The organism is Streptomyces sp. NPDC089919 (assembly GCF_040684615.1).
GTDB lineage: Bacteria > Actinomycetota > Actinomycetes > Streptomycetales > Streptomycetaceae > Streptomyces.
The window spans coordinates 91,321-112,462 of sequence record NZ_JBFBGK010000012.1 but is presented as its reverse complement, the minus strand read 5'-3'; the positions used below and the strand labels follow the sequence as shown (position 1 = coordinate 112,462).

Sequence of the window (21,142 nt, the reverse complement as noted above, 5' to 3'; positions counted from 1 at the left end):
GCGCGAGCAAGCCCTGCGCATCGACCACCCCCACGTCCTGGCCCCGGCCAGCTGGGCGGCGGCCGACGACCAGGTGCCGCGCGCTCGACGTCCTGCGGGTCCGTGACGTCGCCGGCCGCCGCCTCGGCCCGGCCGCCCGCGGCGCGGATCTCGTCCACGAGGGCGGACAGCCGGTCGCGGCGGCGTGCCATCAGCACCACCTCGGCGCCCTCGGCGGCGAACAGCCGGGCCGCGGCGGCCCCGATGCCGCTGGAGGCGCCGGTGACCATCACGGTCCGATCGTGCAGCAGACCCGTGGTGCGGAGGGGTCTTTCGTGGTGGTGCGCTTCCGTCTCGTGGAGCGGTCGCTGGCTCTGGGACATCGGATTCGGTTTCCTTCCGGCACTTGGGACGACGCGTGGCCCCCGCGAACAAGCGTTCTACCTAGTGGCGGTACACCGAGACTCGAGTGGTCCTCTCCCGTGGTGTCAGGCGGGCTGCCGTGGTCCACGGGCCCTGGCCTCCCCGAGCTCGATCCGTTTGACGGCGCTGGGCACCGCCACGGACGGCAGCAGGCAGCGCCACATCTCCTCGACCCGCTCCGGCAGGTCGGCGTGGGCCGTCTCGATGAAGGAGTGCATCTGCGCGCCGGTACAGGCGTTGACCACCAGCCGGGCCAGCGCCACCACGTCGGCCGAGGACTTCAGCTCGCGCTTGGCGCGGGCGTGCGAGAGGTCGCTGATGATCAGCTCGGTCCACTGCTGGTGGGAGTTCTCCTCGGCCGGCGTGAACTTCTCCTGCTCCCAGACCAGTCGGGCCCCGGCCCGCAGGACGGGACTCTCCAGCAGCTGATAGGCCCAGGTCAGCGTCACGTCGACGGCGTGCTGGAGCCCTTCCGAATCATGCGGCGGCACCACCAGCTCCGGCTGTGCGGCGACGATCCCGCGGGCCAGCTCCTCCTTGTTGCGGAAGTGGAAGTAGACCGCGCCCAGTGTCACCCCCGCCCGGTCCGCGATCTTCTGGACGCTGGTGCCCGCGAACCCGTTCTCGCCGAACACCTCCGCCGCCGCCTTCATGACGGCCGCCCGCGTGCGCTCGGCCCGCTCCTGCTTCACAACCCGCCCGGTCATGTGCTGCTCACCCCAGTCTTCACCTGAGAAGTCTTCACCAAAAGAAAATTGTTCTTTATTTTATTCGGGGGAGCGAGGCTGACACACCGCTCGTGGCCCGATTCCGTCATGCCCTGCAGGGGGGAAAACCCGTCATGACACTTGGCACGATCCATCTCGACCGCACCACCCACCCCACCCGTACCACAGAGCCGGACGTCCCGTCCCTGGTCCGCAAGGCCAGGCAGGACGAGGCCCTGGTGGTCGGCTGGGACGAACTGTCCGACACGACACAGCGGGTCATCGTCAGATGGCCCCGCCGGCATTCTTTCTACACCGAGGAGGGTAGGCACAGACCCCTCCTCTTCACGGAGAGCCTGCGCCAGGCCCTCGCACTGCTCACCCACGACGCACACAAGATCCCTCTCGGCCATCGGCTGGGCTGGGAGCACATCCGCTCCTGGGTCAACCCGGCCTCCTTAGGAGGCGGCGCGGAGTCCGAAAACGTCACCTTGCTGATCACGCACCCGGTCGTCCGGCGCCGCCGGATGGGCTCGGTCCACCTCACCTCGCGGATCGAGGCGCTGCGCGAGGGGATGCACGTCGGGAGCGCCGAGGTGCACTACACGACGCACCCGCCGGTGGTGTACGACCGGCTGCGCGCCCGGTACGCCGACGCCCAGGCGGCCTTCGCCCGGGCGCTGCCGCTGACCGCGCCGGTCTCGCCGGCCGTGGTGGGCCGCAGCGACGCGCGGGACGTGGTCCTGACGCCCACCGGGACGGCCCTGGAGTGGCTGCTGCGGGTGGACGTGGAACACGGCGTGCTCTTCGACCACCCGCACGACCACGTGCCGGGGATGGTCCTGCTGGAGGCGGCGGCCCAGGCGGCCCAGGCCTCGGTGGCGCACCCGGTGGAGGCCGTGGAGTTCGACACGGAGTTCTACCGGTACGTGGAGTTCGACCTGCCGTGCACGGTCGCGGCCCAGCCGGGCCGCCCGGACCGCAACGGGCAGGTGCAGGTGCAGGTGACGGCCGCGCAGGACGGGCGGCCGGTGATGAGAGCGACGGTGACCACGGTGCCGCGCCGCGGCTGAGGACGCGGGGGCCCGCCACGGCGGTGGCGGGCCTCCCGGGGACGTGCGTGCCCGCGGGCCTCAGGCGACGTGCAGGCGGGGGGCGCCGGGGGCCGGGGGCGCCTGCGCGTAGCTGGGAAGCTTCAGGTTGGGCAGCTCGCCGGCCTGGATGCGGGTCAGCGCCTCCCGGAAGGCGGCGTCCATGTCCTCGGGGCTCTGGTACTTCGCGGCCAGCGGGTGCAGCCGGTAGCTGTTGCCGTTGCGGCCGCCGTTGCGCGGCCGGAGCACGATGTTGAGGCGGCACAGCGGGGCCATCAGGTTGCTCACGGCCTGGGGCGTGACGTTGTACTCGGCGGCCATGTCCTTCTGCCGGACCGGCAGCTGGCCGCCGAACTCGCTGCGGGAGACGAGGTACTGGAGGAACTTCACCGCGCTCCCCGACAGCGGCAGGGCCCAGATGCGTTCCGCGACGATCGGGGACATCACGTTGGCCATCGGCGTTCCTTCCTCGTGGCCGTAGCCGGCAGGAGCAGTATCACCCGGTCCGCTTCCTCGGGAGGACGGAACCGAAGTCGAGGTCCAGTTCGGGCTGGTGGGCCTCGCGCGGTCCGACCGTATAGGGGAACGCCTCCGGGTCGTGGTCGTGCGCGGTGGCGAACTCTGCCAGGACCTCGTGCTGGGCGGTGCTGTTGCCCTGGAACCACAGGCGGACGTTGATCCTGATCCGGCCGGGCCCCGCCTTCTCCACCCAGTTGTAGCCGCACAGGGCCTGCACGGCCCGGTTGACGGTGGAGCGGGTGATCTTCTTGCCGCCCTTCTGCACGGCGATTCGGTTCAGTCCGTCGGTGATCTCCTGCTGGGTGTAGGCCGTCAGGCCGGTGCCCGGCACCTGGCCGGCGGCCACGTACAGGAAGACGCACAGCTGCGACTTGGTGATGGAGTTGGCGACGGCGAGCTGGGCGAGCAGCTGGGTGAACCAGTTGCTGGAGAGGCTGTAGCCGGACTCGCCCGCCATGTCGTGGACGGCGCGCGGATCGGCCGCGTACTCGAGGTGGATGCCGGTGAGCCGGCGGCGGCCGTCGGGGTCGGTGGCGGCGGCCACCGTCTGCCCGAGTTGCCGGCCGAGGACGTCGAGGATGTCGCCGTACTCGGCGTCCGTGCCCACGGCCGTGGGGACGGATCGGGGCAGCCCAGCCTGTCGTCTCTGACGGGTGGGCAGATCAGCGGGCACATGGCCTCCTTGGTGTGCTGGCGATCACGACAGTAGCCGGAAAATCAACGTGTGCTTGCGTATTGGGCCCTGCGACGCGCCATGAACCGTGTCGGGGTGCCGTCAGGAGGCTGATCGAGGCGATCACGGGCTCCGCGCGCGGAAGCTCGATGTGCGCTTCACGCGACACAAGGAATCAAACCCCAGTTGACTTCTGTCGTTTTCAGGCACATGAAGTCCATGCTCGATGGATTTTTGACGCGTGAGCGAACAGGCCCCGGAAATCAAGTAGTTGTGGAGTTATCGGCGAGATGTGCTCTCTAGTGACACATCCGGAGGGTCCGGATGTGCTCTGGGGGACAACATGCGCCGGAAGAAACCGCAGGTCAGAGGCGGTTTTTCGCGGCGCGCCTCTTACTAAAGAGCGCACGGCGGGCGGGTGTCGCGGATCGGGAGGCGGAGCCCGAGCTTGTACCTGAACGAGGGATCCCGGCCGGCGCACATCCCGACGACCCGAGGTGACGCACGCCCGCCCCCGCCGGGCCGCGGGCGGGTGTGCCGGCGCGGTCTCCCGGCTCAGCCGTCGACGGCATGGGTTCCTGCTGTTCGCCGGTCCCTCGTGCCCAGGGAGGGCGCCCGCGCCCGACCGGTGCGGCGCCGACCGTCAGGGAGGCGCCGCAGGGCGCGAGGGGTGGGCGGGTCCAGGGCGCCGAGCGCCTGGCGGGGGGTCCGGGGGCGCGCAGCCCCCGGCGACGGCCGGTCCAGCGCGGCCAGGCGCTGGCGGGGTCCAGGGGCGGCGCCCCTGGGACGTACGGTCCGCGGCCGGGTACCCGCCAGAACGCGGGGCGGAGCGGGGGCGAGTGCTGGTTGGGCGTTAACGCCGTTAACGGTCGGGCCGGTGGGGGAGTGCTCCCCGGGGTGGCCGGGCTGGGCGTTAACGGCGTTAACGGTCCGGGAGCGTTAACGCCGTTAACGGTCCCAGGGGCCGGGGCGGGTCAGAAGTCGAAGAGGACGTAGTCGATGTCGGAGAACTCGACGGTCAGGCCGGCGGCGCGGGTGCCGTGGTCCTTGAAGTAGAGCTCCTGGAGGCCTTCGGCTGCGATGCGGCGCAGGGTGCTCTCGGGGGCACCCTGCTCCTGGGCGGCGAAGAGCCGGCCCGCGTACTCGGGGGGCAGGTGCTGGGTGATGCGGCGCATCCGGCCGTCGTCGCTGGTGCCCGGGGCGGCGGTGAAGCCGAACCGGGCCCGGGTCTCGATGACCACCCCGGTCTGCCGGGCGGCCCGGTCCCGGGCCCGCTTGCGCACCAGCGGCTGCCAGCGGCGGCGTACCTCGTCCTCGAGGCGGCCGGCCAGTTCGGGGCGGGGGCTGCGGATCTGGTCCTTCACGTACCGCTCGACGGTGCGCTGGGAGATGCCCAGCAGGGCGGCCGTGGCCCGGGTGGAGCGCAGCTGCTTGACCAGGAAGCGCATCCGGGCGCCCGCGGTCTTGGGGGCGGGGCGGGTGAAGTGCTGCTCGTCGGCGCGGGCGAGGCCGTCGCTGATCTCTGACATGGGCGGGGCTCTTACTCTCCGTCGGCGGCCGCGTCGTGGCCCTTGATGTGGCGGGCGGGGTTCTGTCCCTCGTCGAGCATCTGCACGGCCCACAGGAGGGGCTGGGTGCCCTCGTGCTTGACCATGCCGGGGCTGACGCCGAGCCGGAAGCCGCCGGGCAGCGGCTTGCCCTCGGGGGTACGGGGGAGGAAGTCGAGCGGGCCGGGGCCGTCGGACAGGTACACCGCGCAGTCGGAGAGGACGGCGATCGGGTACCGGCCGGTGCCGGCCAGCTTGAGCATCTTGCGGTGCATGTTGACCCGGGCGGTGGCGATCACGGCGGCGCGGATGTCGGGGCGCCAGGTGGGGCGCTCCAGGGCGGGCCAGCGGTCGCCGTGCCGGTAGCCGAGGCCCTGGGGGCGCTCGCGGAGCTTGCCGATGCCGCCCTTGACGGTGGCCTTGACGGCGGAGAGCACGGCGGCCAGCGGGGCGTCCTGGGCCTTGTGGTCGGCCATGGCGGCGAGGAACTGCTCCTCGGTGAGGTCCTTGGTGACGCCGAGGTCGGCCATGGTGGCGAGGTAGGCGTCCCGCAGCCGGGCGTACCAGGGGTCCAGGTAGGCGGCCGGGTCGCTGCGCAGGTACGCCTCCAGGGGCTGGACCCGGTGGCCCAGCTCGGCCGCGTACGCCAGCGTCGGCGTGGCGTACCAGGCCGGGCCCTGGGGACGGGCCCCGTGCGGGGTGAAGGGGCTGGGCAGCCGGGGGTCCAGCTCGATGCCGGACAGGTCGGCCAGCCAGCAGCCGGGCTGCTTGGGGTCGAAGGCCGGGGAGGTGGTGTGGGTGGCGGGGCCCAGGCCGATGGTCAGCCGGTTGGCGGCGGCGGCGAAGGCCATGTTGACGTCGATGCCGACGGCGTGGCTGCGGGCGCACTCCTCGTCGGTGAGGAGCTCGGGGTCCCGGATCCAGTCGTACGCCTCCTCGTCCAGCACCTCGTCGGGGGTGCGCTGGTGGGCGCGCGGGTACCGGGCCGTGACGACCGGGTGCTCGTCGGGGGCCTCCGGGGGAGCGGGGTCGACGGGGACGGTCAGGGAGCCGGGGACCGGGGCGGAGACCCAGCTGCTGGTGCCGTCGGGGTTGTCCTGGCGCAGCGCGCGGGTGGGCGGGCGCAGCGAGGTCATCAGCTCGAGCCCGGAGACCGCGGTGGAGCCGCGGGGGGTCAGGACCCGGGCCGCGTACGTGCCGAGGACCCGGGCGATCTCGGGGGCGGGCAGGGTGGCGGTGTCGCCCCAGGCGCGGGCGTCCAGGGCGCCCCAGGGGAGCACCGCGAGCTGGACGCAGGCCCGTCCGGGGGCGCCGGGGGCCATCGGACGGTAGATCCGGGGCCAGGGGCCGAAGCCACGGCGGGTGAGCTTCCAGCCGGCCTTGGTGAGGGCCTTGACGACGGGGTGGGTGTCGGCCAGGCGCAGGGACCGGCGGTCCTCGAGCTGCGGGGGGAGGCCGAAGCGGGCCACGGCCTCTGCGGTGAGGACGAGGAGGGGGTCGGCGTCCTTGCCGTTCTTGTGGAGCCGGGGTGCGCCGAGGGCTTCTGCGAGGGCCCAGTCGAGGAGGGCGGGGAGGGTTTTGGCCGGGCAGTCGAGGAGGAGGCCGGCGGGGGCGTGGGCGGTTTTGGTGCCGTCCAGGACCACTAGGGGGGTGGGGGGGGTGGCTTGGCCGTGCCCTTGGCTTTGCCCTTGGGCTTGGGCTTGGTCGGCCGGGGCCGGGGCCGGGGCGTTAACGGCGTTAACGGTCGGCGGCGTTTGCGGTGGCGCCGGCGCCGGCGTGGGCTCGGCGGCGTTAACGGCGTTAACGGTCGTGGGGGGGCCGCTGCGCGGAGCTGGATCCCCTCCCCGCCCCTTCCCGAAACCGGGTGCTGCCGCCCCGGACCCCGCCCCGGCGCTCCGCGCCGGGCTTTCGGGGCTCCGCCCCGGACCCCGCGCCTCGAACGCCGGCGGGGCTGGAGTTGCCTCCGGGGTCGGCTCGGCGGGCGGAGCGTTAACGGCGTTAACGGGGTGGAGGGCGGTGAGGCCTTCCAGGAGGCGGGCGTAGGCGGCTCGTTTGGGGGGGCGGGGGTCGGTGCGGCCGGTTTCCCAGGAGGTGACGGTCTCGCGGCGGACGGACAGGGCCTTGGCGATCTGGTCCTGGCTGAGCCCGGCGGCCTCGCGCAGGCGCTTGCGCTCGTCGGGGTGGGGGAGGGCGTCCTGGGCGGCGGCCTCCGCCAGGAGGGCGTCCACGGCCGCGAAGAGCTGTTCCTGTTCGTGCACGTCCGTCACCCTAGTCCCGATCGCACGTGTGATCGCACTCGAAACACACAGGGTCGCGGCGGGGACCGTTAACGGCGTTAACGGTCCCCGTGCCGGATCAGCCCGCGGATCAGCCCAGCCGGGCCACCAGGAGCTCGGCCAGGGCGGCCAGCTCGTCGGGGGAGAGCTCCCGGGCGAGGGCGTCCGCGAGCTCGTCGGGGGTCCCGGCCGGGAGGGTGAGCCTGCGGGGCGCGGGCGTCCGGTCCGTCGGAGCGTTAACGCCGTTAATGGTCGGGGCTTCCGCCGCCGGAGCGTTAACGCCGTTAACGGTCGAGGGTTCTGCCCTCGGAGCGTTGGCGGTCTGGGGCGCGGGGGGCGCCGCCGGGGCGTCGGCGTTAACGGCGTTAACGGTCGGGGGCTCGGGGGCGGGGTCCGGCGTCGGGGCGTTAACGGCGTTAACGGTGTCGGCCGGGGGGCGGGTGCGCTGGCGGGGCGGCTGGGTGGCGGTGACCGCTTCCTCGGCCGCGGCCTCCTGGGCCTCCTGGGGGAGGCGGCCGATCCGGCGGGCCGGCTCGACCTTCAGCTCGCCCGACTCGACCTTCTCCTGGAGCGGGGCGGTCAGGTTGAGCAGGGCCAGCCGCTGGGAGACCCAGGCGGGGGTCTTGCCCAGCCGCTTGGCGACCTTGGCCTGGGAGCCGTGCGCGTCCACGAGCTCCTGGAGGGCGCGGGCCTGGTCCAGCGGGGCCACATCAGCCCGGTGGATGTTGGCGATCAGCGCGGACTCGAGGATGTCGGCCGCGCTCGCGGACAGCGCGTCGTTGACGTGGATGTGCATCGTGGTGAGCCCGGCGAGGCGGGCCGCGGCCAGCCGGCGGTTGCCGTCGATCACCACGTACGGGGCGCGCCCGAGGCCGTCGTTCTGTCCGGGGTGGGCCTCCATGAAGGCCATCCGGGTGGCGACCGCCAGCGGCTGGAGCTGGCCCCGGACCTTCAGCGACTCGGCGAGCTCCTCGAGCTCGGTCAGCTCCTCGCGGAGGTTGAAGGGGTTGTGGGTGAGGGCTTCGATGGGGACCTCGGAGGGCGGGGTGATGCCCGAGGTGGGTGCCCCGGTGGCCTCGGCGATGGCGGCCCGGCGGGAGCTGACGGTCACCGGCTGCGCGCGGGCGAAGGAGGCCGAGACACCGAGCTTGTCTGCCTTGCTCATGAGATCTCCCTGGCGAGGGCGCGGAGCACGACGGCCTGGTCGCCCTTGGGTGCGTAGACGAAGAGGGGCTGCTTCATGCGGACCGCCTCGCGCTGTTCCTTGAGGTCGGGGACGACCGCGACCACCCGCGGATCCTTTATGTCCATCCAGGCCTGGAGGGAGGAGGTGGCGATGAAGCCGCGCCGGCCGTCGTAGAGGTTGACCACCAGCCCGAGGTAGTCGATGTCCAGGCTGAGGTCGTCGCGCAGGTCGTTGATCTGGGAGGTGAGGAGGTCGTAGGCGTCGGCGGAGGAGTCCTCCGCCTGGACCACGATGAGCGCGCCGGAGGCACCGGGCTCCTCGGCGGGGCGGCGGCGGCCGTAGTAGATGGCCGCGTCCATGCTGAGCCCGAGGCTGGGCGGGCAGTCGACGAGGATGACGTCGTACTCCGACTCCAGCGGGGCGAGGGCCCGTTCGAGGGCGGCCTCGCGGGCCCGGACCGTGGAGAGCCGGACGTCCAGCAGGAACGCGTCGGTGCAGGAGGGCAGCAGGTGCAGGCGGTCCCCGAAGCGCGGGTCGGGGATGGGGACCACGATGTCCTGGAGCGGGCCCTTGCCCTCGCCCGCCATGTGGCAGGTGAGGCTGTCCCCGCCGATGGGCATGGGCTGCTGGCCGAGCTGCTTGGTGAGGTGGCCCTGGGGGTCGAAGTCCACGAGCAGGACCCGCAGTCCGAGGCCGGGCAGGTTCTCCCGGTCGACGGCCGGGTCGTCCTCGGTGAGGAGGGCCAGCTGCCGGGCGATCCTGACCGGGTGCAGGGCGTTGGGGTCCTCGGCCAGGGCCTCGGCGGTGCCCGCGGTGATGGCGGTCTTGCCGACGCCGCCCTTCTGGTTGCAGACGACGATGCGGCGGACGACGGCGGGTCGCTGGACGGTGGGGGCCGGGTTCTTCTCCAGCCACAACTGGACGGACTGGGCGAGCCCCTGGATGAGGGAAACGCCGCGGTCCTTGGCGGTGGCCCGGAAGGAGTCCCACTGGCCGGCGGGCAGCCAGGTGGAGAAGGACTCGGCACCGGAGGTGTCGACGGGGGAGGGGGCCGAGGCCAGGGCGCTCCAGTCGGCGATGCCCTGGTGGACGGCGTCCTGGATGTCCACCCGCAGCTGCGCCGTGCGGATCTTCAACTCCTGGCGCAGCCACGGGGGGAGCTTCGAGACCACCTTGTCGCGGTCGGTGGGAGACGAGGGCGAAGTCATGGAAGGGACTTTACTAACGCCGGACGGGTGCTTGGGGCCAGGACACGCAATCTTGCTAACGGAATGCTTGATGTCCCGTCTCGGCGTGGCCCGATCAGCCCGCCGTCAGGAGAGCGGTCGCCTCGGCCAAGTCGGCCTGCGCGGGCCCGAAGGAGCCCGCCGCGACCAGGTACGTCGAGCGGTCCGTCAGGGCCCGCTCCAGGAGTGCCGGGGCGTCGGGCAGCCGCCGGGCCAGTGCCACGCCCTCCTCGAAGAGGGGCCCGAACCGCTCCTCGAACCGGTGGGGGTGGTCCCCGTGGCAGACGGCCAGCCGGACGGCGATCCGGCGGAGGAGGTCGAGCAGTTCGGGCACCCGCTCGCTCTCGCGCAGGCGCGCCGCCCGCGCTTCGAGCTCCGGCAGCTGCGCGACGAAGCCGGCCCGGGCCGCGTTGGACCACCGCAGTCCGGTCCCGAACGCCGGCATCGGGGCCCCGGGGGTCGCGGCGGGTTCGGCCGCCCGTCCCGACAGGACGAAGAGGGTCCGCCAGTACTCCAGGAGGCCGCCCCACGGCTTGGGTTCGCCGGTGGCCGCCAGCTCCGCCAGGACGTCCAGGGCCTCCTTGCGGGCGGCTGCGGCGCCGGTCCTGTCCGCGGCGGCCTCCCGCATGCGGGAGAAGTGCACCAACTGCCAGGCGAGCGGGGCCAAGGGGGCCTGCTGGACGGCCGCCTCCCGCCGGGTCGCGTCGAGGTGGTCGCGGAGGACCGCAGCCGCCTCCTCGTGCCGGCCGGCGCCCTCCAGGTTCGCCGCCCACCGCACCCGGGCCTCGAACGAGTCGTCCCGGGCCGCCTGCGCGTCGAGTTCCGCCGCCTCCTCGAAGCGCCCTTCCTCGGCCAGTGCGATCACCAAGGGCTCGTGGGCCCCGGCCGCGGCCAGTTCCTCGCACAGTGCCCGCGCCTCCGCCCTGCGGCCCAGGGCGAACAAGGAGTCCTGGTGGGCAGTCAGCGCCCCGCACAGTCGCTGGGCCCGGTCCCGCACCCCGGCGTCGAGCCGGCGGGCGGCCCGGACGGCCTCGGCCGCCAGCGCCACGTCCACGTGCGGGTCCCGGCTCTGGGCGCGCAGCCGGAGCAGCCCCTCGACGAGCTTGGGCCCGTAGGCCTTCGGGCTGACCTCGGCGAGCACCCGGTACGCGCCCACCAGCTCGGCCTGGCTCGGCAGGCCGGACCCCAGCAGCAGCACCCGGGCCCGCAGCACCGCGTCGTGATCGATCGTCATCGTTCCCCCTGTCTCCGAATGACGGACGAGGGAGATTCTGGGAGCCGGGGGACGCACCGGACAAGCCTCGCGAACTGTGCGTTCCGTCCTACGAAAAACGGCGCTGAGCTGCCATGATTGACATGCGTTCACCCTGGGGCCGGGGGACGCCGACCCGCCTGCTCCCCGTCCGGGTAGAGCGACCCCGCAACGCAAAGCCGGCCGGCACCCGCGGGGGACGTGGGATGCCGGCCGGCGTCTTGGGGGAGCGGGTCGCCGCTCCGGGTGCCGCCCGGTCTCCCGGGCCGCTTCGGTCGCTTCACTGCACTGACGGAACGGGTTCGCCGGATGTGACCGGTGGGAAGAAGTTTTTTCCCGCAGCGCGCGATCCCCGTGCCGGCGGGCCCCGGCAAGCGGGCGCAGCGTCTGAGGACCCAGCGACCCACGGGGCCGGTGGGGGTGCGCTGACCTGCGGGAAGCGGGCGGGCAGCGACCGAAGCGACTGAACCGGCCACTTTTCGTACTACGACTCCAGGCCAGCTACATGTGTGGTGCTGGATCGCTTGAGTCGCTGCCGGGGGTCTTCGGTCGCTCGGTCGCTGCCCCGCCGAGGGCCGTCCGGGGGGTCTTTGGGGGCTCGCCCGGGGGCAGCGACTGAAGAAAAGCGACTGAAGGGTTCTTGGGTAGCTGGCTGGGTTTTGGAGAAAGCCCAGGTCAGAGGTGGTGTCAGGGGTGATTAGCGACTGAAGCGACTGAAGGTTCGGGTATATGAAGGCCAACGCACGTGTGTGCGCGTGCGCCTGTGCGCGTCATATATTCAGTCGCTGAGTCGCTTGAGTCGCTATTTGGGTTACGGAAACCACCCTGACCTGCGGTTTTAAGCAGCTACTGTGAGAGCGACTCAACGGGCTTCGGTCGCTGGGGTCGGGTTGTTTCAGTCGCTGAGTCGCTGCGGGGACGATGTGGTTCTTGTGGCGCCAGGTGCTCTCTTCTGTCACTGACCTTCGCTAATGTATGTCCGTCGTTGAGTCGCTTGGGTCGCTGACGGGGGATGGGCATGGGTTCTGAGCTGCGGGAATCACGCAGCGACTCAGTGCCGCCCACGCCCGGAATGACCCATTCCGAGCCGGGGCGCGCCCTGGCGACCGCCCGCTGGTGTGCCAGCAAGGGCTGGCCCGTGCACCCGCTCGCGGCGGGGCGCAAGACCCCCGCCGGGAACTGCGAGGCCTGCCGGGCGCCCGGTCACACCTACAAGGACTGCGCCTGCCTGCGGGCCGGTCGCTGGTGCCACGGGTTCCACGCGGCCACCCTCGACTTCGCGCGCCTGGCCCAGTGGTGGGGGTCCCACCCCTCCCTCGGCGTCGGGATCTCCTGCGGGCCCGCCGGCCTGGTCGTGATCGACATCGACGCGCACGAGCAGCCGCTGCCCAGCCGGGACCGGCTCCTTCCGGGCATCCCGGTGGCCGACAGCGTCGACCTCACGGGGCTGGCCAACGGATTCCACACCATCGGCGTGCTGGCCGCTCTGCGGGGCGAGCAGAGCCCCGCGCACGACAGCGGGACCCTGCGGGTGCGCACGCCCTCCGGGGGCCTGCACGTCTGGTACCGGGCGCACCGCAGCCACCGCTGGCAGTGCTCCACCGGGTCCGGCACCGGTCGTGCGCTGGCCTGGCAGGTCGACGTACGTGCGCACGGCGGCTACATCGTCGCGCCGGGCACCGTCACCGACGCGGGCGTCTACGAGCCCGTGGGGGCCGTCCGGGAGCCCGCTCCGCTGCCCGCCTGGCTCGCCAGGGAGCTGGAGCGCACCGGGCACCTGCCGCCCGCGCACGTGCCCGCGCCCCGACCGGTCCCGCCGCGGGCCCAGCAGGCCGTGGTGGCCGCCGCCGGCGGCCGCGGCATCGTCGGAAGGACCCTGACCACGGTCCTGGCCGAGGTGGCGGCCTGCGCCGCCGTGCCCGAGGGGGCGGCCTTCTCGGAGAAGCTCAACCGCGCCGCCTACACCGCGGGCGGGCTGGTCGCCGCGGGGCTGCTCAGCGCCGACGCGGCCGAGCGGGCGCTGCGGGACGCGGCCGAGCACGCCCGGCCGGGACAGGAGCGCCGGTGCGGCGCCATCATCCGCAGCGGCCTGAGTGCGGGCTCGCACCGTCCGCTGACCCCGGGGGGCCGGCTGTGAGCGCGGAGCGGGACCGCAGCCTCGTCGAGGACGAGGCGCTGATCGGGTTCGACGCCCAGGCCGTCGCGGCGCAGATCCTGGCCCAGGCGGCCACGGTGCCGCCCCAGGGCGTCCAGGGCGCCCCCGCCGAGGCGCCGCTACCGGGCCACCCGCCGGTCGCGGAGGTCACCGCGGACGGGCTGCTGCCCGACACCCTCACCGACCGCGGCAACGCCAAGCTGTTCGTGAAGCTGTACTCCAACGACTACCGGCACGTGCCCGGGCTCGGCTGGTACCGCTGGGACAGCACCCGCTGGCAGATCGACGAGGACGACACCGTCCTGTGGGCCGCGGGGGACCTGGCCGAGTCGATCGCCACCACCGACCCGCGCGGGATGCACACGCCCGCCGCACTCCAGCAGCACCGCCGCCGGGCCCTGAGCACCAGCGGCATCAACGCCATGCTCATCCAGGCCAAGTCGGCCCCCGGCATGGTGCTCAACGCGGCCCGGCTGGACGCCGACCCGTACGCGCTGTGCACCCCGGCCGGCATCGTCGACCTGCGCTCGGGCAGCATCCGGCCGCCGGAGCCGACCAAGGACTTCCACTCCCGGTCGACCACGGCCGCGCCCCAGCCGATGCCGACGCCGCGCTGGAACCGCTTCCTGACCGACACCTTCGGGGAGGGCGTCGAGGGCGCCGAGATGATCGGCTTCCTCCAGCTGCTGCTGGGCTACTCCGTGACCGGTGACGTCGGCGCGCAGGTGATGCCGTTCCTGTTCGGCTCCGGCAAGAACGGCAAGTCCGTCCTGCTGGACGTCCTGATCAAGCTGCTGGGCGACTACGCCGACGCCGCGCCGCCCGGGTTCCTGATGGCCCGGCCCTACGAGGGGCACCCGACCGACCTGGCCGAGCTGCACGGCCGCCGGGTCATCGTGTGCAGCGAGGTCAAGCCGGGGGACCGGTTCGACGAGGCGCGGGTCAAGCTGCTCACCGGTGGCGACCGGATCAAGGCCCGGCGGATGCGGCAGGACTTCTTCAGCTTCGAACCGACCCACAAGCTGTGGCTGCTGGGCAACCACCGGCCCGAGGTGGGCACCGGCGGCTTCGCCTTCTGGCGGCGCATGCGGCTGATCCCGTTCGAGCGGGTGGTCTCCGACGACCGCAAGATCGACAACCTGGCGGACATCCTGGTGACCGAGGAGGGCCCGGGCATCCTCAACTGGCTGATCCAGGGCGCCCGCCGCTACCTGGGCGGCGACAAGGACCTCACCGGGCCCGAGCGGGTGCGCATCGCGACCACCGCGTACGCCGAGACCGAGGACCACACCGGGCGTTTCATCGGGGAGACCTGCCGGCTGGAGCCCGATCTGCGGGCCGAGCAGGCACAGCTCTACGCTGCCTACCGCACCTGGTGCCAGAATGAAGGCGCCCCGGCGATTTCCTCCCGGGCCTTCGCGGCACGTGTCCGCGAGGTGGTGGGCATGGCGTCTCCCAAGGAGATGATCCTGTCCAACCAGCGCAAGTACTACCCGGGCATCGGCCTGCTCGCGCACGAGGAGACAGCATGAGCGCCCTCATCGGCGAGGACGAGATCGTTCACGAGATCGACCTCGTCTGGCTCGAGGACATCAGCCGGCTCGACTACGTCCGCCAGAGCCTGGACCGGCTGCCGACGCGGCGGGGCAAGCCCGCGTACCACCGCGACGGCCGGATGGTCGGGTACGCGCAGCTGGGGCCGGGGGCCAAGCCCTCGCGCTCCTCGGGGACCTTCCGGCGGCGGGTCTTCTGGCTGCTGCCGCACGACCGGGACAGCGAGCCGGACGGCCTGTACGCCTCGGGCGCCCCGGCCGAGGCCGTGGACGCGCGCACGCTGGCGCCGGGCAGCAAGGGCCGCAAGACCGAGCGCTCCGAGGGCGGGCCGATGTCCTCCGCCGTGGGCGAGCTGCTGCCGTAGCGGGACCTTCCCCGGGCTGTAGCGCGCTGTGCGCGATGCGTAAGCGGCATCCGCAGTCGCTTCGGTCGCTGTCGACGCAAGGAGCCCCCTGCGGCCCCCAGAGGCTTCTCTGGGGGCCGCAGGGGGCTCCTCGGTCGTTCTGGTCCCGGAGGGGCTGCTGGAGCCTCAGGGGGCCGTGTGGGGCTTCGGAAGCCCGAAGGGCCCGGAGCGCCCCTCAGCGCCCCGGGCCCCGTGACCGGATGCCGCCCCCCGCCGGGACGGCACCCGCGGGTGGTCAGCTGATCTTGTAGGTCGCCATCATGCCCATGGCCGAGTGGTCGAGCAGGTGGCAGTGGTACAGGTACGTGCCCTTGTACGTGTCGAAGGTCGCCTGGACCTTGACCTCGTCGCCGGGCATCAGCCACACGGTGTCCTTGAGGCCGGCCTCGGCGGGGCCCGGGGCCTGGCCGTTGCGGGACAGGATCCGGAACTGCACCAGGTGCATGTGGAAGTTGTGCGGCAGGAAGGTGTTGACGTTCTTGATCGTCCACACCTCGCTCGCCCCGTACTTCACGGACTGGTCGATGCGGTTGGGGTCGTAGACCTTGTTGTCGATGTAGGCCGGGGCGTCCGGGGCGCCCGACTCGTCCATCCGCATCTCGATCGTGCGCTGCGCGGTGGGCGTCGGCAGGGCGGGCAGGGTGCGCAGGGTGGCCGGGACCGAGCTGCTGTCCGAGGCGGTGCGCACGATGTCGAAGCGGAGCACCTGGCCCAGGGTGTCGGCGGTGCCGCCGCCCAGGTTGGTGTTCTCCAGGACGACCGAGCTGCCGACCGGGTAGCGCGAGAAGTCGATGACGATGTCCGCGCGCTCGCCGGGGGAGAGCGGGATGGAGTTCGTCGGGAAGGGCTTGGTCAGCAGGCCGCCGTCCGAGCCGATCTGGATGATCTCGCTGTGGTCCGCCAGCTGGAGGGTGAAGGACCGCAGGTTCGAGGAGTCCACGATGCGGAAGCGGTACTTGCGGGCGGCGACCTGGAAGTACGGGTACGCCTTGCCGTTGGCCAGGACGGTCTGGCGGCCGCGGAAGTCGTTCATCTTGTAGACCAGCTGGCCGGCGTCGTCGAAGGCGGCGTCGCGTATCTGGATCGGTATGTCGTACTGGCCCGACGGGAGCGGCAGGGCCTGCTCGACCTCGTCGGTCAGCAGGTAGGTGCCGGTCAGGCCGCGGTAGACGTGCTCCGACTCGACGTGGTGGGCGTGGTCGTGGAACCACAGCGAGGCGTGCGACTGCTTGTTCGGGTAGTCGTAGAACCGGAAGTCGCTCGGGGCGATGGTGTCCATCGGGCCGCCGTCGTTCTCCGGGGTGACCGAGCCGCCGTGCAGGTGCACCGAGGTGGGGTCGTCCAGCCCGTTGAACTGCAGGACCTGGACGGCGCGGTTCTGCTTGGCGCGGATGACCGGGCCCGGGAACTGGCCGTTGTAGGTCAGGACGTCCGTCTGGATGCCCGGGATGATCTCCTTCTTCGCCTTGCGCATCGTCATCACGTACCGGTCCACCCCGTCGAAGGTGGAGTACGGGGTCAGGGTCGGCGGCACCGGCATGGCGAGCTTGAACTTCTCGATCGCGATCGCGTTGGCGCTCACGGCGTCGGCGACCGGGACGTCGGCCGGGGCCTTGCCGTCGGGGCGGTCCAGCATCGGCTTCAGCGCGACGCCGGTGAAGGCAACGGTGCCGGCCGTCACGGCGGCGGCGCTGAGAACGGTACGTCGGGTGGGCATGGCCGTCTCCCTCGGAGGTGGGCGGGGAGCCCTGCCGATCGGTGACGGCGGGCAGGCCGTACTAGAGCAGACCCACCTAGAGCGGCGGTCCAAGGTCGGACGCGGTCTCGTCCAGGCGCCGGATTGGCGGGAACCGGCAGGCCGGATCAGCCCACGTGATCATGGCAAAAAACGGGTGTCCCGGTATGTTTCCCGGGCATGCCGAAACCGCCCCGAGCGGAACGCAAGAGGAGTGCGGTGCGCCGGGGACCGGTCAGGCCGGCAGGCCCGCAGAGGCCGCCTCGGCGGACTCGGCGGACTCGGCGAGCTCCGCGGAGCGCTGCGCGGACTCGGCGTACACCCGGGCCCCGCGGTCCTCGGCGAGGTCGACGGAGGTGAGTACCGAGGAGAGCACGACGCTGGGCAGCAGGTGGCGCAGCAGGGCGTTGGCCCGCTCGACCAGGTCGCGGTAGTCGCTCAGCGCCTGGGACATGGCCTGGATGCCGGCGTAGGAGCCGACGACGATGTCGGCGGTCTCGGCGGCGTTGACGTGGGGCAGCAGCTCGCCCTGGGCCTGGGCCTTCTCCAGGCGCTCGCGCACCATGTCGCCCCAGCTGGTGAAGGGGCCGCTGCGGTCCAGGCCCTGGGCCTGGTGGTCCATGGTCAGGCGGACGCCGGCGCGGACCATGGGGTCGGTCTGCAGGCGGTAGGTGTGGAGCAGGACGATGTCCACGATCTCCTGGACCTTGGAGGCGCGCTCGGGGATGACCAGGTTCTGGTTCTGCGCGGCGAGCACGCCCTGGGCGAGGTCGTCCTTCGACTGGAAGTGGAAGTACAGCGCGCCCTTGGTGACGCCGGCGGTCGAAAGGATCTCCGAGATCGTCGCCGTCTGGTAGCCGCGCTCCTCGAAGACCTTGGCCGCGGCCAGCAGGATGGCGCGGCGGGTTCGGATGGCTCGCTCCTGCTCGGCCATGATGCCCTCCACTTGGTCGACGAACCCCGGAAAGGCTCCGTGCGCATCTCATAGACAAACCGTCTAGTTCGTATCTTACAGCGGGTGACCGTCCAGCCAAGACGTTGAAGCCTGGAAAGGCGGATATCCGCTGATCGGAAAGTGCCCTCCGGGCCGTCCCGGTGGCCGGAAAGCCGCGCAGACGCAGGAACGGCCCGGCCGCACGGGCGCCGGGCCGTTCCTCTGGAGCGGGGTCCGCCTCACTCGCCGCCGGCGGCCGCGGTGACCGTGGAGCTGAAGACGAGGGCGCCGTCCTGATGCCCCGTCACCTCCACCGCGGCGGCGGCGCCCGGGGTGGCCGGATAGAGCCGGTGCGCCTCGATGACGCAGGGCACGTCCAGCTCGGCGTAGCGGGTGAAGCGGTTGTCGAAGGAGAGCGGCAGGAAGGTGCTGCGGCCCAGGGCCGCGGCGGCCGCCTGGCGGGCGGCTTCCAGCAGGACCATGCCCGGGACGTGGTCGACCGGGTGGTCGAAGAGGACCGGGTGGCGGGTGTCCACGCGCAGCCGCCAGCGGCCGGGGCGGCCGTCGGGCGAGAGCACCACGTCCACCGGAGAGGTCCGGCCGACGCTCTGGGGCGCCGCCGGGGCGGTCAGCGGCAGGGCGCGCACCTCGCCGCTGAGGGCCCGGTCGGGGCGGACCCGGCGGTAGACCGCCGGACCGGCGCAGGTGTACGAGAGGCCGCCGGTGGCGACTTCGTGGCCCTCGCGCAGCACCCGGGCCTCGTAGCGCAGACCGGTCAGTACGCCGCCCCGGCGCTTGACCTCGGTACAGGTGATCTCGAGGTGGAGCGAGGCCGGCGTCTGGCGGATCCGGAGCTGATCCGGACGGACCGTCAGGGCGAGGTCCCACAACAGGAAGTGATGGTCGAACGGCACTCCGAACTCGGCATGGGCCAAAAGAGAACCGACCTGCCGGATTGTTTCCGCGGCCATCAACGGATCGTGATACTCGCCGTCGATCGGAGTGAAGAAGCTGTGGCTGCGGGGCCATTGGGCGGCGACGGTGAAGTGGGTGTCGTCCACCCGCTGCCAGTCGGTCAGCAGGACCTCGGCCACCGCGGCCCGGTGGACCAGCTCCTTGGCGACCGTGGAGGTCCGGGTGAGGGGGCGGGCCGCCGCCCGGCGCGGGGCCGGGGCGGTACCACCCCCGCACGCCGCTCTCTCCCGCTCGAGGCCGATGGGCACGTGCTCAAGACGAAATGCACTCGCAGTCATTGCTCCCCCTGGGCGTTGCTGACGAGATCTGGTGCAGAACGGACGGTCGGGGCGTCCGGAATCGAAAAGATACATACCAACCGGTTTAAGCTCTAGGGGAACCCAATCCTCCGGTAGGGGACATATCTGGAATTTTGGATTCCGGGAACGGGCCCGCCGGAACCGGTGGTTCGCCTTCCTGGGCGCCCCCGCCGGCGCCGGCGTCAGTGGCTCCCTCGTACGCCCATGCGGATCTCAAGTGATACCGAAGCCGACCTATAGGCGGGTGGCAGACGGTTGCCCAAGGCCTGAGGAGGGTGCATGAGCGATTCGGACACCGGAGTGCTCGAGCTCAAGATCGAGCGTGGGTCGGCCAGCGACGAGGAGCTGGCCGCGGTCACCCTCGTGCTGTGCTCGGTGATCGCCGGGCGGGACGCCGAGGAGGGCGACGAGGGGTCGCCCGAGACGCCGCTGTGGCAACCGGAGAAGAGCAGCTTGGGCTACCGCTCTCCGTACAGCTGGCGGTAATACCCCCAACAGGCTTTTGACCATGGCTGATTCGTGTGTGCGCCGCGCCTCCCGTCTCTACAAACCGTCACGGCGGTTTGTTACGGTGAAGCCAACGTTCGGGCCACACCTATGAGGGAGGGACGCGTCGTGACTGTTGTGGATGACATTCCCCGGGCCTCTGCGGAGGCGGCGGACGCGCACGGGCGTGTGGCCGAACTCCACGCGGTCCGGGCGCAGGCCGTCAGCGGCCCGAGCGAGAAGGCGACCCAGGCGCAGCACGCCAAGGGCAAGCTGACCGCTCGCGAGCGCATCGACCTGCTGCTGGACCCCGGGACGTTCCAGGAGGTCGAGCAGCTGCGCCGGCACCGGGCGACCGGCTTCGGCCTCGAGAACAAGAAGCCCTACACCGACGGTGTGATCACGGGGTGGGGCACGGTCGAGGGCCGGACGGTCTTCGTCTACGCGCACGACTTCCGGATCTTCGGCGGCGCGCTGGGCGAGGCCCACGCGACGAAGATCCACAAGATCATGGACATGGCCATCGCGGCCGGTGCTCCGCTGGTGTCGCTGAACGACGGCGCCGGTGCCCGTATCCAGGAGGGCGTCTCGGCGCTCGCGGGGTACGGCGGCATCTTCCAGCGCAACACGAGGGCTTCGGGTGTGATCCCGCAGATCTCGGTGATGCTGGGTCCGTGTGCCGGCGGCGCCGCGTACAGCCCCGCGCTGACGGACTTCATCTTCATGGTGCGGGACACCTCGCAGATGTTCATCACCGGTCCGGACGTGGTCCGGGCGGTGACGGGTGAGGAGATCTCGCAGAACGGCCTCGGCGGCGCGGACGTGCACGCCGGCACCTCGGGCGTGGCGCACTTCGCGTACGACGACGAGGAGACCTGCCTCGCCGAGGTCCGCTACCTGCTGTCGATGCTGCCGCAGAACAACCGGGAGTACCCGCCCTGCGAGCCGTGCACCGACCCGCAGACGCGGCGCTCGGAGGTCCTGCTCGACCTGGTCCCGGCCGACGGCAACCGCCCGTACGACATGGTGAAGGTCATCGAGGAGCTCGTCGACGACGGCGAGTACCTGGAGGTCCACGAGCGCTGGGCGCGCAACATCATCTGCGCCCTGGCCCGGCTCAACGGCCAGGTGGTAGGCATCGTCGCCAACCAGCCGCTGGCGATGGCCGGCGTCCTGGACATCGAGGCGTCGGAGAAGGCCGCGCGGTTCGTGCAGATGTGCGACGCCTTCAACATCCCGATCATCACGCTGCTGGACGTGCCGGGCTTCCTGCCGGGTGTGGACCAGGAGCACGGCGGGATCATCCGGCACGGCGCGAAGCTGCTCTACGCCTACTGCAACGCGACCGTGCCGCGGATCTCGCTGATCCTGCGCAAGGCCTACGGCGGCGCCTACATCGTCATGGACTCGCAGTCCATCGGTGCGGACCTCACCTACGCCTGGCCCACCAACGAGATCGCCGTCATGGGCGCCGAGGGCGCCGCCAACGTCATCTTCCGGCGCCAGATCGCCGAGGCCGACGACCCCGAGGTCATGCGGGCGCGCATGGTCAAGGAGTACAAGGCCGAGCTGATGCACCCGTACTACGCGGCCGAGCGCGGTCTGGTCGACGACGTCATCGACCCCGCCGAGACCCGCGAGGTGCTGATCCGCTCCCTCACGATGCTCCGCAGCAAGCACGCCGACGTCCCGTCCCGCAAGCACGGCAACCCACCGCAGTAG

General features: G+C 71.8%; 17 protein-coding genes and 1 pseudogene. 6 read left to right on the top strand and 12 right to left on the bottom strand.

Going from position 1 to position 21,142, the window contains the following annotated elements:
• Nucleotides 1–77: 77 nt before the first annotated feature.
• Together AB0O40_RS08245 and AB0O40_RS08240 are read right to left on the bottom strand one after the other, a co-directional pair.
• Nucleotides 78–269, bottom strand: a pseudogene (locus tag AB0O40_RS08245) (SDR family NAD(P)-dependent oxidoreductase); the annotation flags it as partial.
• A 198-nt stretch (nt 270–467) separates the two neighbouring features.
• Nucleotides 468–1,109, bottom strand: coding sequence for a ScbR family autoregulator-binding transcription factor (locus tag AB0O40_RS08240; protein ID WP_365036935.1), 642 nt, complete (start codon nt 1,107–1,109; stop codon nt 468–470).
• Between the two features lie 134 nt (nt 1,110–1,243).
• On the opposite strand from AB0O40_RS08240, the gene AB0O40_RS08235 reads away from it, so the two are divergent.
• A complete protein-coding gene (locus AB0O40_RS08235; RefSeq protein WP_365036933.1) occupies nt 1,244–2,182 on the top strand; it encodes a ScbA/BarX family gamma-butyrolactone biosynthesis protein in 939 nt (312 codons plus the stop codon).
• A gap of 60 nt (nt 2,183–2,242) precedes the next feature.
• On the opposite strand, the gene AB0O40_RS08230 is transcribed toward AB0O40_RS08235, so the two are convergent.
• The 7 genes from AB0O40_RS08230 to AB0O40_RS08200 form a co-directional block, all read right to left on the bottom strand.
• On the bottom strand, nt 2,243–2,656 hold the full coding sequence (locus tag AB0O40_RS08230) for a hypothetical protein (RefSeq protein ID WP_365036931.1): 414 nt from the start codon (nt 2,654–2,656) through the stop codon (nt 2,243–2,245).
• A 40-nt stretch (nt 2,657–2,696) separates the two neighbouring features.
• Complete coding sequence (locus AB0O40_RS08225) at nt 2,697–3,392, bottom strand: hypothetical protein (protein ID WP_365036929.1); 696 nt, start codon at nt 3,390–3,392, stop codon at nt 2,697–2,699.
• A 974-nt stretch (nt 3,393–4,366) separates the two neighbouring features.
• Nucleotides 4,367–4,921: an XRE family transcriptional regulator gene (locus AB0O40_RS08220; RefSeq protein ID WP_365036927.1), complete on the bottom strand. Its 555-nt coding sequence runs from the start codon at nt 4,919–4,921 to the stop codon at nt 4,367–4,369.
• 11 nt (nt 4,922–4,932) lie between these two features.
• Nucleotides 4,933–7,197, bottom strand: coding sequence for a helix-turn-helix transcriptional regulator (locus tag AB0O40_RS08215; protein WP_365036925.1), 2,265 nt, complete (start codon nt 7,195–7,197; stop codon nt 4,933–4,935).
• A gap of 109 nt (nt 7,198–7,306) precedes the next feature.
• A complete protein-coding gene (locus AB0O40_RS08210) occupies nt 7,307–8,380 on the bottom strand; it encodes a ParB/RepB/Spo0J family partition protein (RefSeq protein WP_365036923.1) in 1,074 nt (357 codons plus the stop codon).
• Nucleotides 8,377–9,609 (bottom strand): ParA family protein, encoded by a 1,233-nt coding sequence (locus tag AB0O40_RS08205; protein ID WP_365036921.1) that lies wholly within the window; start codon nt 9,607–9,609, stop codon nt 8,377–8,379. Before AB0O40_RS08205 ends, AB0O40_RS08210 begins: the two co-directional genes overlap by 4 nt.
• 94 nt (nt 9,610–9,703) lie before the next feature.
• On the bottom strand, nt 9,704–10,861 hold the full coding sequence (locus AB0O40_RS08200; RefSeq protein WP_365036919.1) for a hypothetical protein: 1,158 nt from the start codon (nt 10,859–10,861) through the stop codon (nt 9,704–9,706).
• Nucleotides 10,862–11,951: 1,090 nt separating this feature from the next.
• Between AB0O40_RS08200 and AB0O40_RS08195 the strand changes: the two genes are divergently transcribed.
• The 3 genes from AB0O40_RS08195 to AB0O40_RS08185 are packed head-to-tail and all read left to right on the top strand — an operon-like array spanning nt 11,952 to nt 14,952.
• Entirely contained in the window at nt 11,952–13,016 is a 1,065-nt protein-coding gene (locus tag AB0O40_RS08195; protein ID WP_365036917.1) for a bifunctional DNA primase/polymerase, read from the top strand.
• The gene (locus AB0O40_RS08190; RefSeq protein ID WP_365036915.1) at nt 13,013–14,566 is read left to right on the top strand and encodes a phage/plasmid primase, P4 family; all 1,554 of its coding nucleotides are present in this window, start codon (nt 13,013–13,015) and stop codon (nt 14,564–14,566) included. Before AB0O40_RS08195 ends, AB0O40_RS08190 begins: the two co-directional genes overlap by 4 nt.
• Nucleotides 14,563–14,952, top strand: coding sequence for a DUF6009 family protein (locus AB0O40_RS08185; protein ID WP_365036913.1), 390 nt, complete (start codon nt 14,563–14,565; stop codon nt 14,950–14,952). Before AB0O40_RS08190 ends, AB0O40_RS08185 begins: the two co-directional genes overlap by 4 nt.
• A gap of 274 nt (nt 14,953–15,226) precedes the next feature.
• Here the strand turns inward: AB0O40_RS08185 and AB0O40_RS08180 are convergent, their stop codons facing one another.
• The 3 genes from AB0O40_RS08180 to AB0O40_RS08170 all read right to left on the bottom strand — a co-directional run bounded on the left by AB0O40_RS08180 (nt 15,227) and on the right by AB0O40_RS08170 (nt 18,883).
• A complete protein-coding gene (locus AB0O40_RS08180; RefSeq protein ID WP_365036911.1) occupies nt 15,227–16,708 on the bottom strand; it encodes a multicopper oxidase domain-containing protein in 1,482 nt (493 codons plus the stop codon).
• A gap of 253 nt (nt 16,709–16,961) precedes the next feature.
• Complete coding sequence (locus AB0O40_RS08175; RefSeq protein ID WP_365036909.1) at nt 16,962–17,660, bottom strand: ScbR family autoregulator-binding transcription factor; 699 nt, start codon at nt 17,658–17,660, stop codon at nt 16,962–16,964.
• 239 nt (nt 17,661–17,899) lie between these two features.
• Entirely contained in the window at nt 17,900–18,883 is a 984-nt protein-coding gene (locus AB0O40_RS08170; RefSeq protein ID WP_365036907.1) for a ScbA/BarX family gamma-butyrolactone biosynthesis protein, read from the bottom strand.
• Nucleotides 18,884–19,213: 330 nt separating this feature from the next.
• On the opposite strand from AB0O40_RS08170, the gene AB0O40_RS08165 reads away from it, so the two are divergent.
• Nucleotides 19,214–19,420 (top strand): acyl-CoA carboxylase subunit epsilon, encoded by a 207-nt coding sequence (locus AB0O40_RS08165; protein WP_365036905.1) that lies wholly within the window; start codon nt 19,214–19,216, stop codon nt 19,418–19,420.
• 129 nt (nt 19,421–19,549) lie between these two features.
• On the top strand, nt 19,550–21,142 hold the full coding sequence (locus AB0O40_RS08160) for an acyl-CoA carboxylase subunit beta (protein ID WP_365036903.1): 1,593 nt from the start codon (nt 19,550–19,552) through the stop codon (nt 21,140–21,142).

What these genes read in the sequence shown, in the direction of transcription:
- AB0O40_RS08230 (WP_365036931.1), bottom strand. Translation starts at nt 2,656, where the DNA reads ATGGCCAACGTGATGTCCCCGATCGTCGCGGAACGCATCTGGGCCCTG.
- AB0O40_RS08210 (WP_365036923.1), bottom strand. Translation starts at nt 8,380, where the DNA reads ATGAGCAAGGCAGACAAGCTCGGTGTCTCGGCCTCCTTCGCCCGCGCG.
- AB0O40_RS08180 (WP_365036911.1), bottom strand. Translation starts at nt 16,708, where the DNA reads ATGCCCACCCGACGTACCGTTCTCAGCGCCGCCGCCGTGACGGCCGGC.
- AB0O40_RS08240 (WP_365036935.1), bottom strand. Translation starts at nt 1,109, where the DNA reads ATGACCGGGCGGGTTGTGAAGCAGGAGCGGGCCGAGCGCACGCGGGCG.
- AB0O40_RS08175 (WP_365036909.1), bottom strand. Translation starts at nt 17,660, where the DNA reads ATGGCCGAGCAGGAGCGAGCCATCCGAACCCGCCGCGCCATCCTGCTG.
- AB0O40_RS08200 (WP_365036919.1), bottom strand. Translation starts at nt 10,861, where the DNA reads ATGACGATCGATCACGACGCGGTGCTGCGGGCCCGGGTGCTGCTGCTG.
- AB0O40_RS08195 (WP_365036917.1), top strand. Translation starts at nt 11,952, where the DNA reads ATGACCCATTCCGAGCCGGGGCGCGCCCTGGCGACCGCCCGCTGGTGT.
- AB0O40_RS08235 (WP_365036933.1), top strand. Translation starts at nt 1,244, where the DNA reads ATGACACTTGGCACGATCCATCTCGACCGCACCACCCACCCCACCCGT.
- AB0O40_RS08220 (WP_365036927.1), bottom strand. Translation starts at nt 4,921, where the DNA reads ATGTCAGAGATCAGCGACGGCCTCGCCCGCGCCGACGAGCAGCACTTC.
- AB0O40_RS08205 (WP_365036921.1), bottom strand. Translation starts at nt 9,609, where the DNA reads ATGACTTCGCCCTCGTCTCCCACCGACCGCGACAAGGTGGTCTCGAAG.
- AB0O40_RS08185 (WP_365036913.1), top strand. Translation starts at nt 14,563, where the DNA reads ATGAGCGCCCTCATCGGCGAGGACGAGATCGTTCACGAGATCGACCTC.
- AB0O40_RS08165 (WP_365036905.1), top strand. Translation starts at nt 19,214, where the DNA reads ATGAGCGATTCGGACACCGGAGTGCTCGAGCTCAAGATCGAGCGTGGG.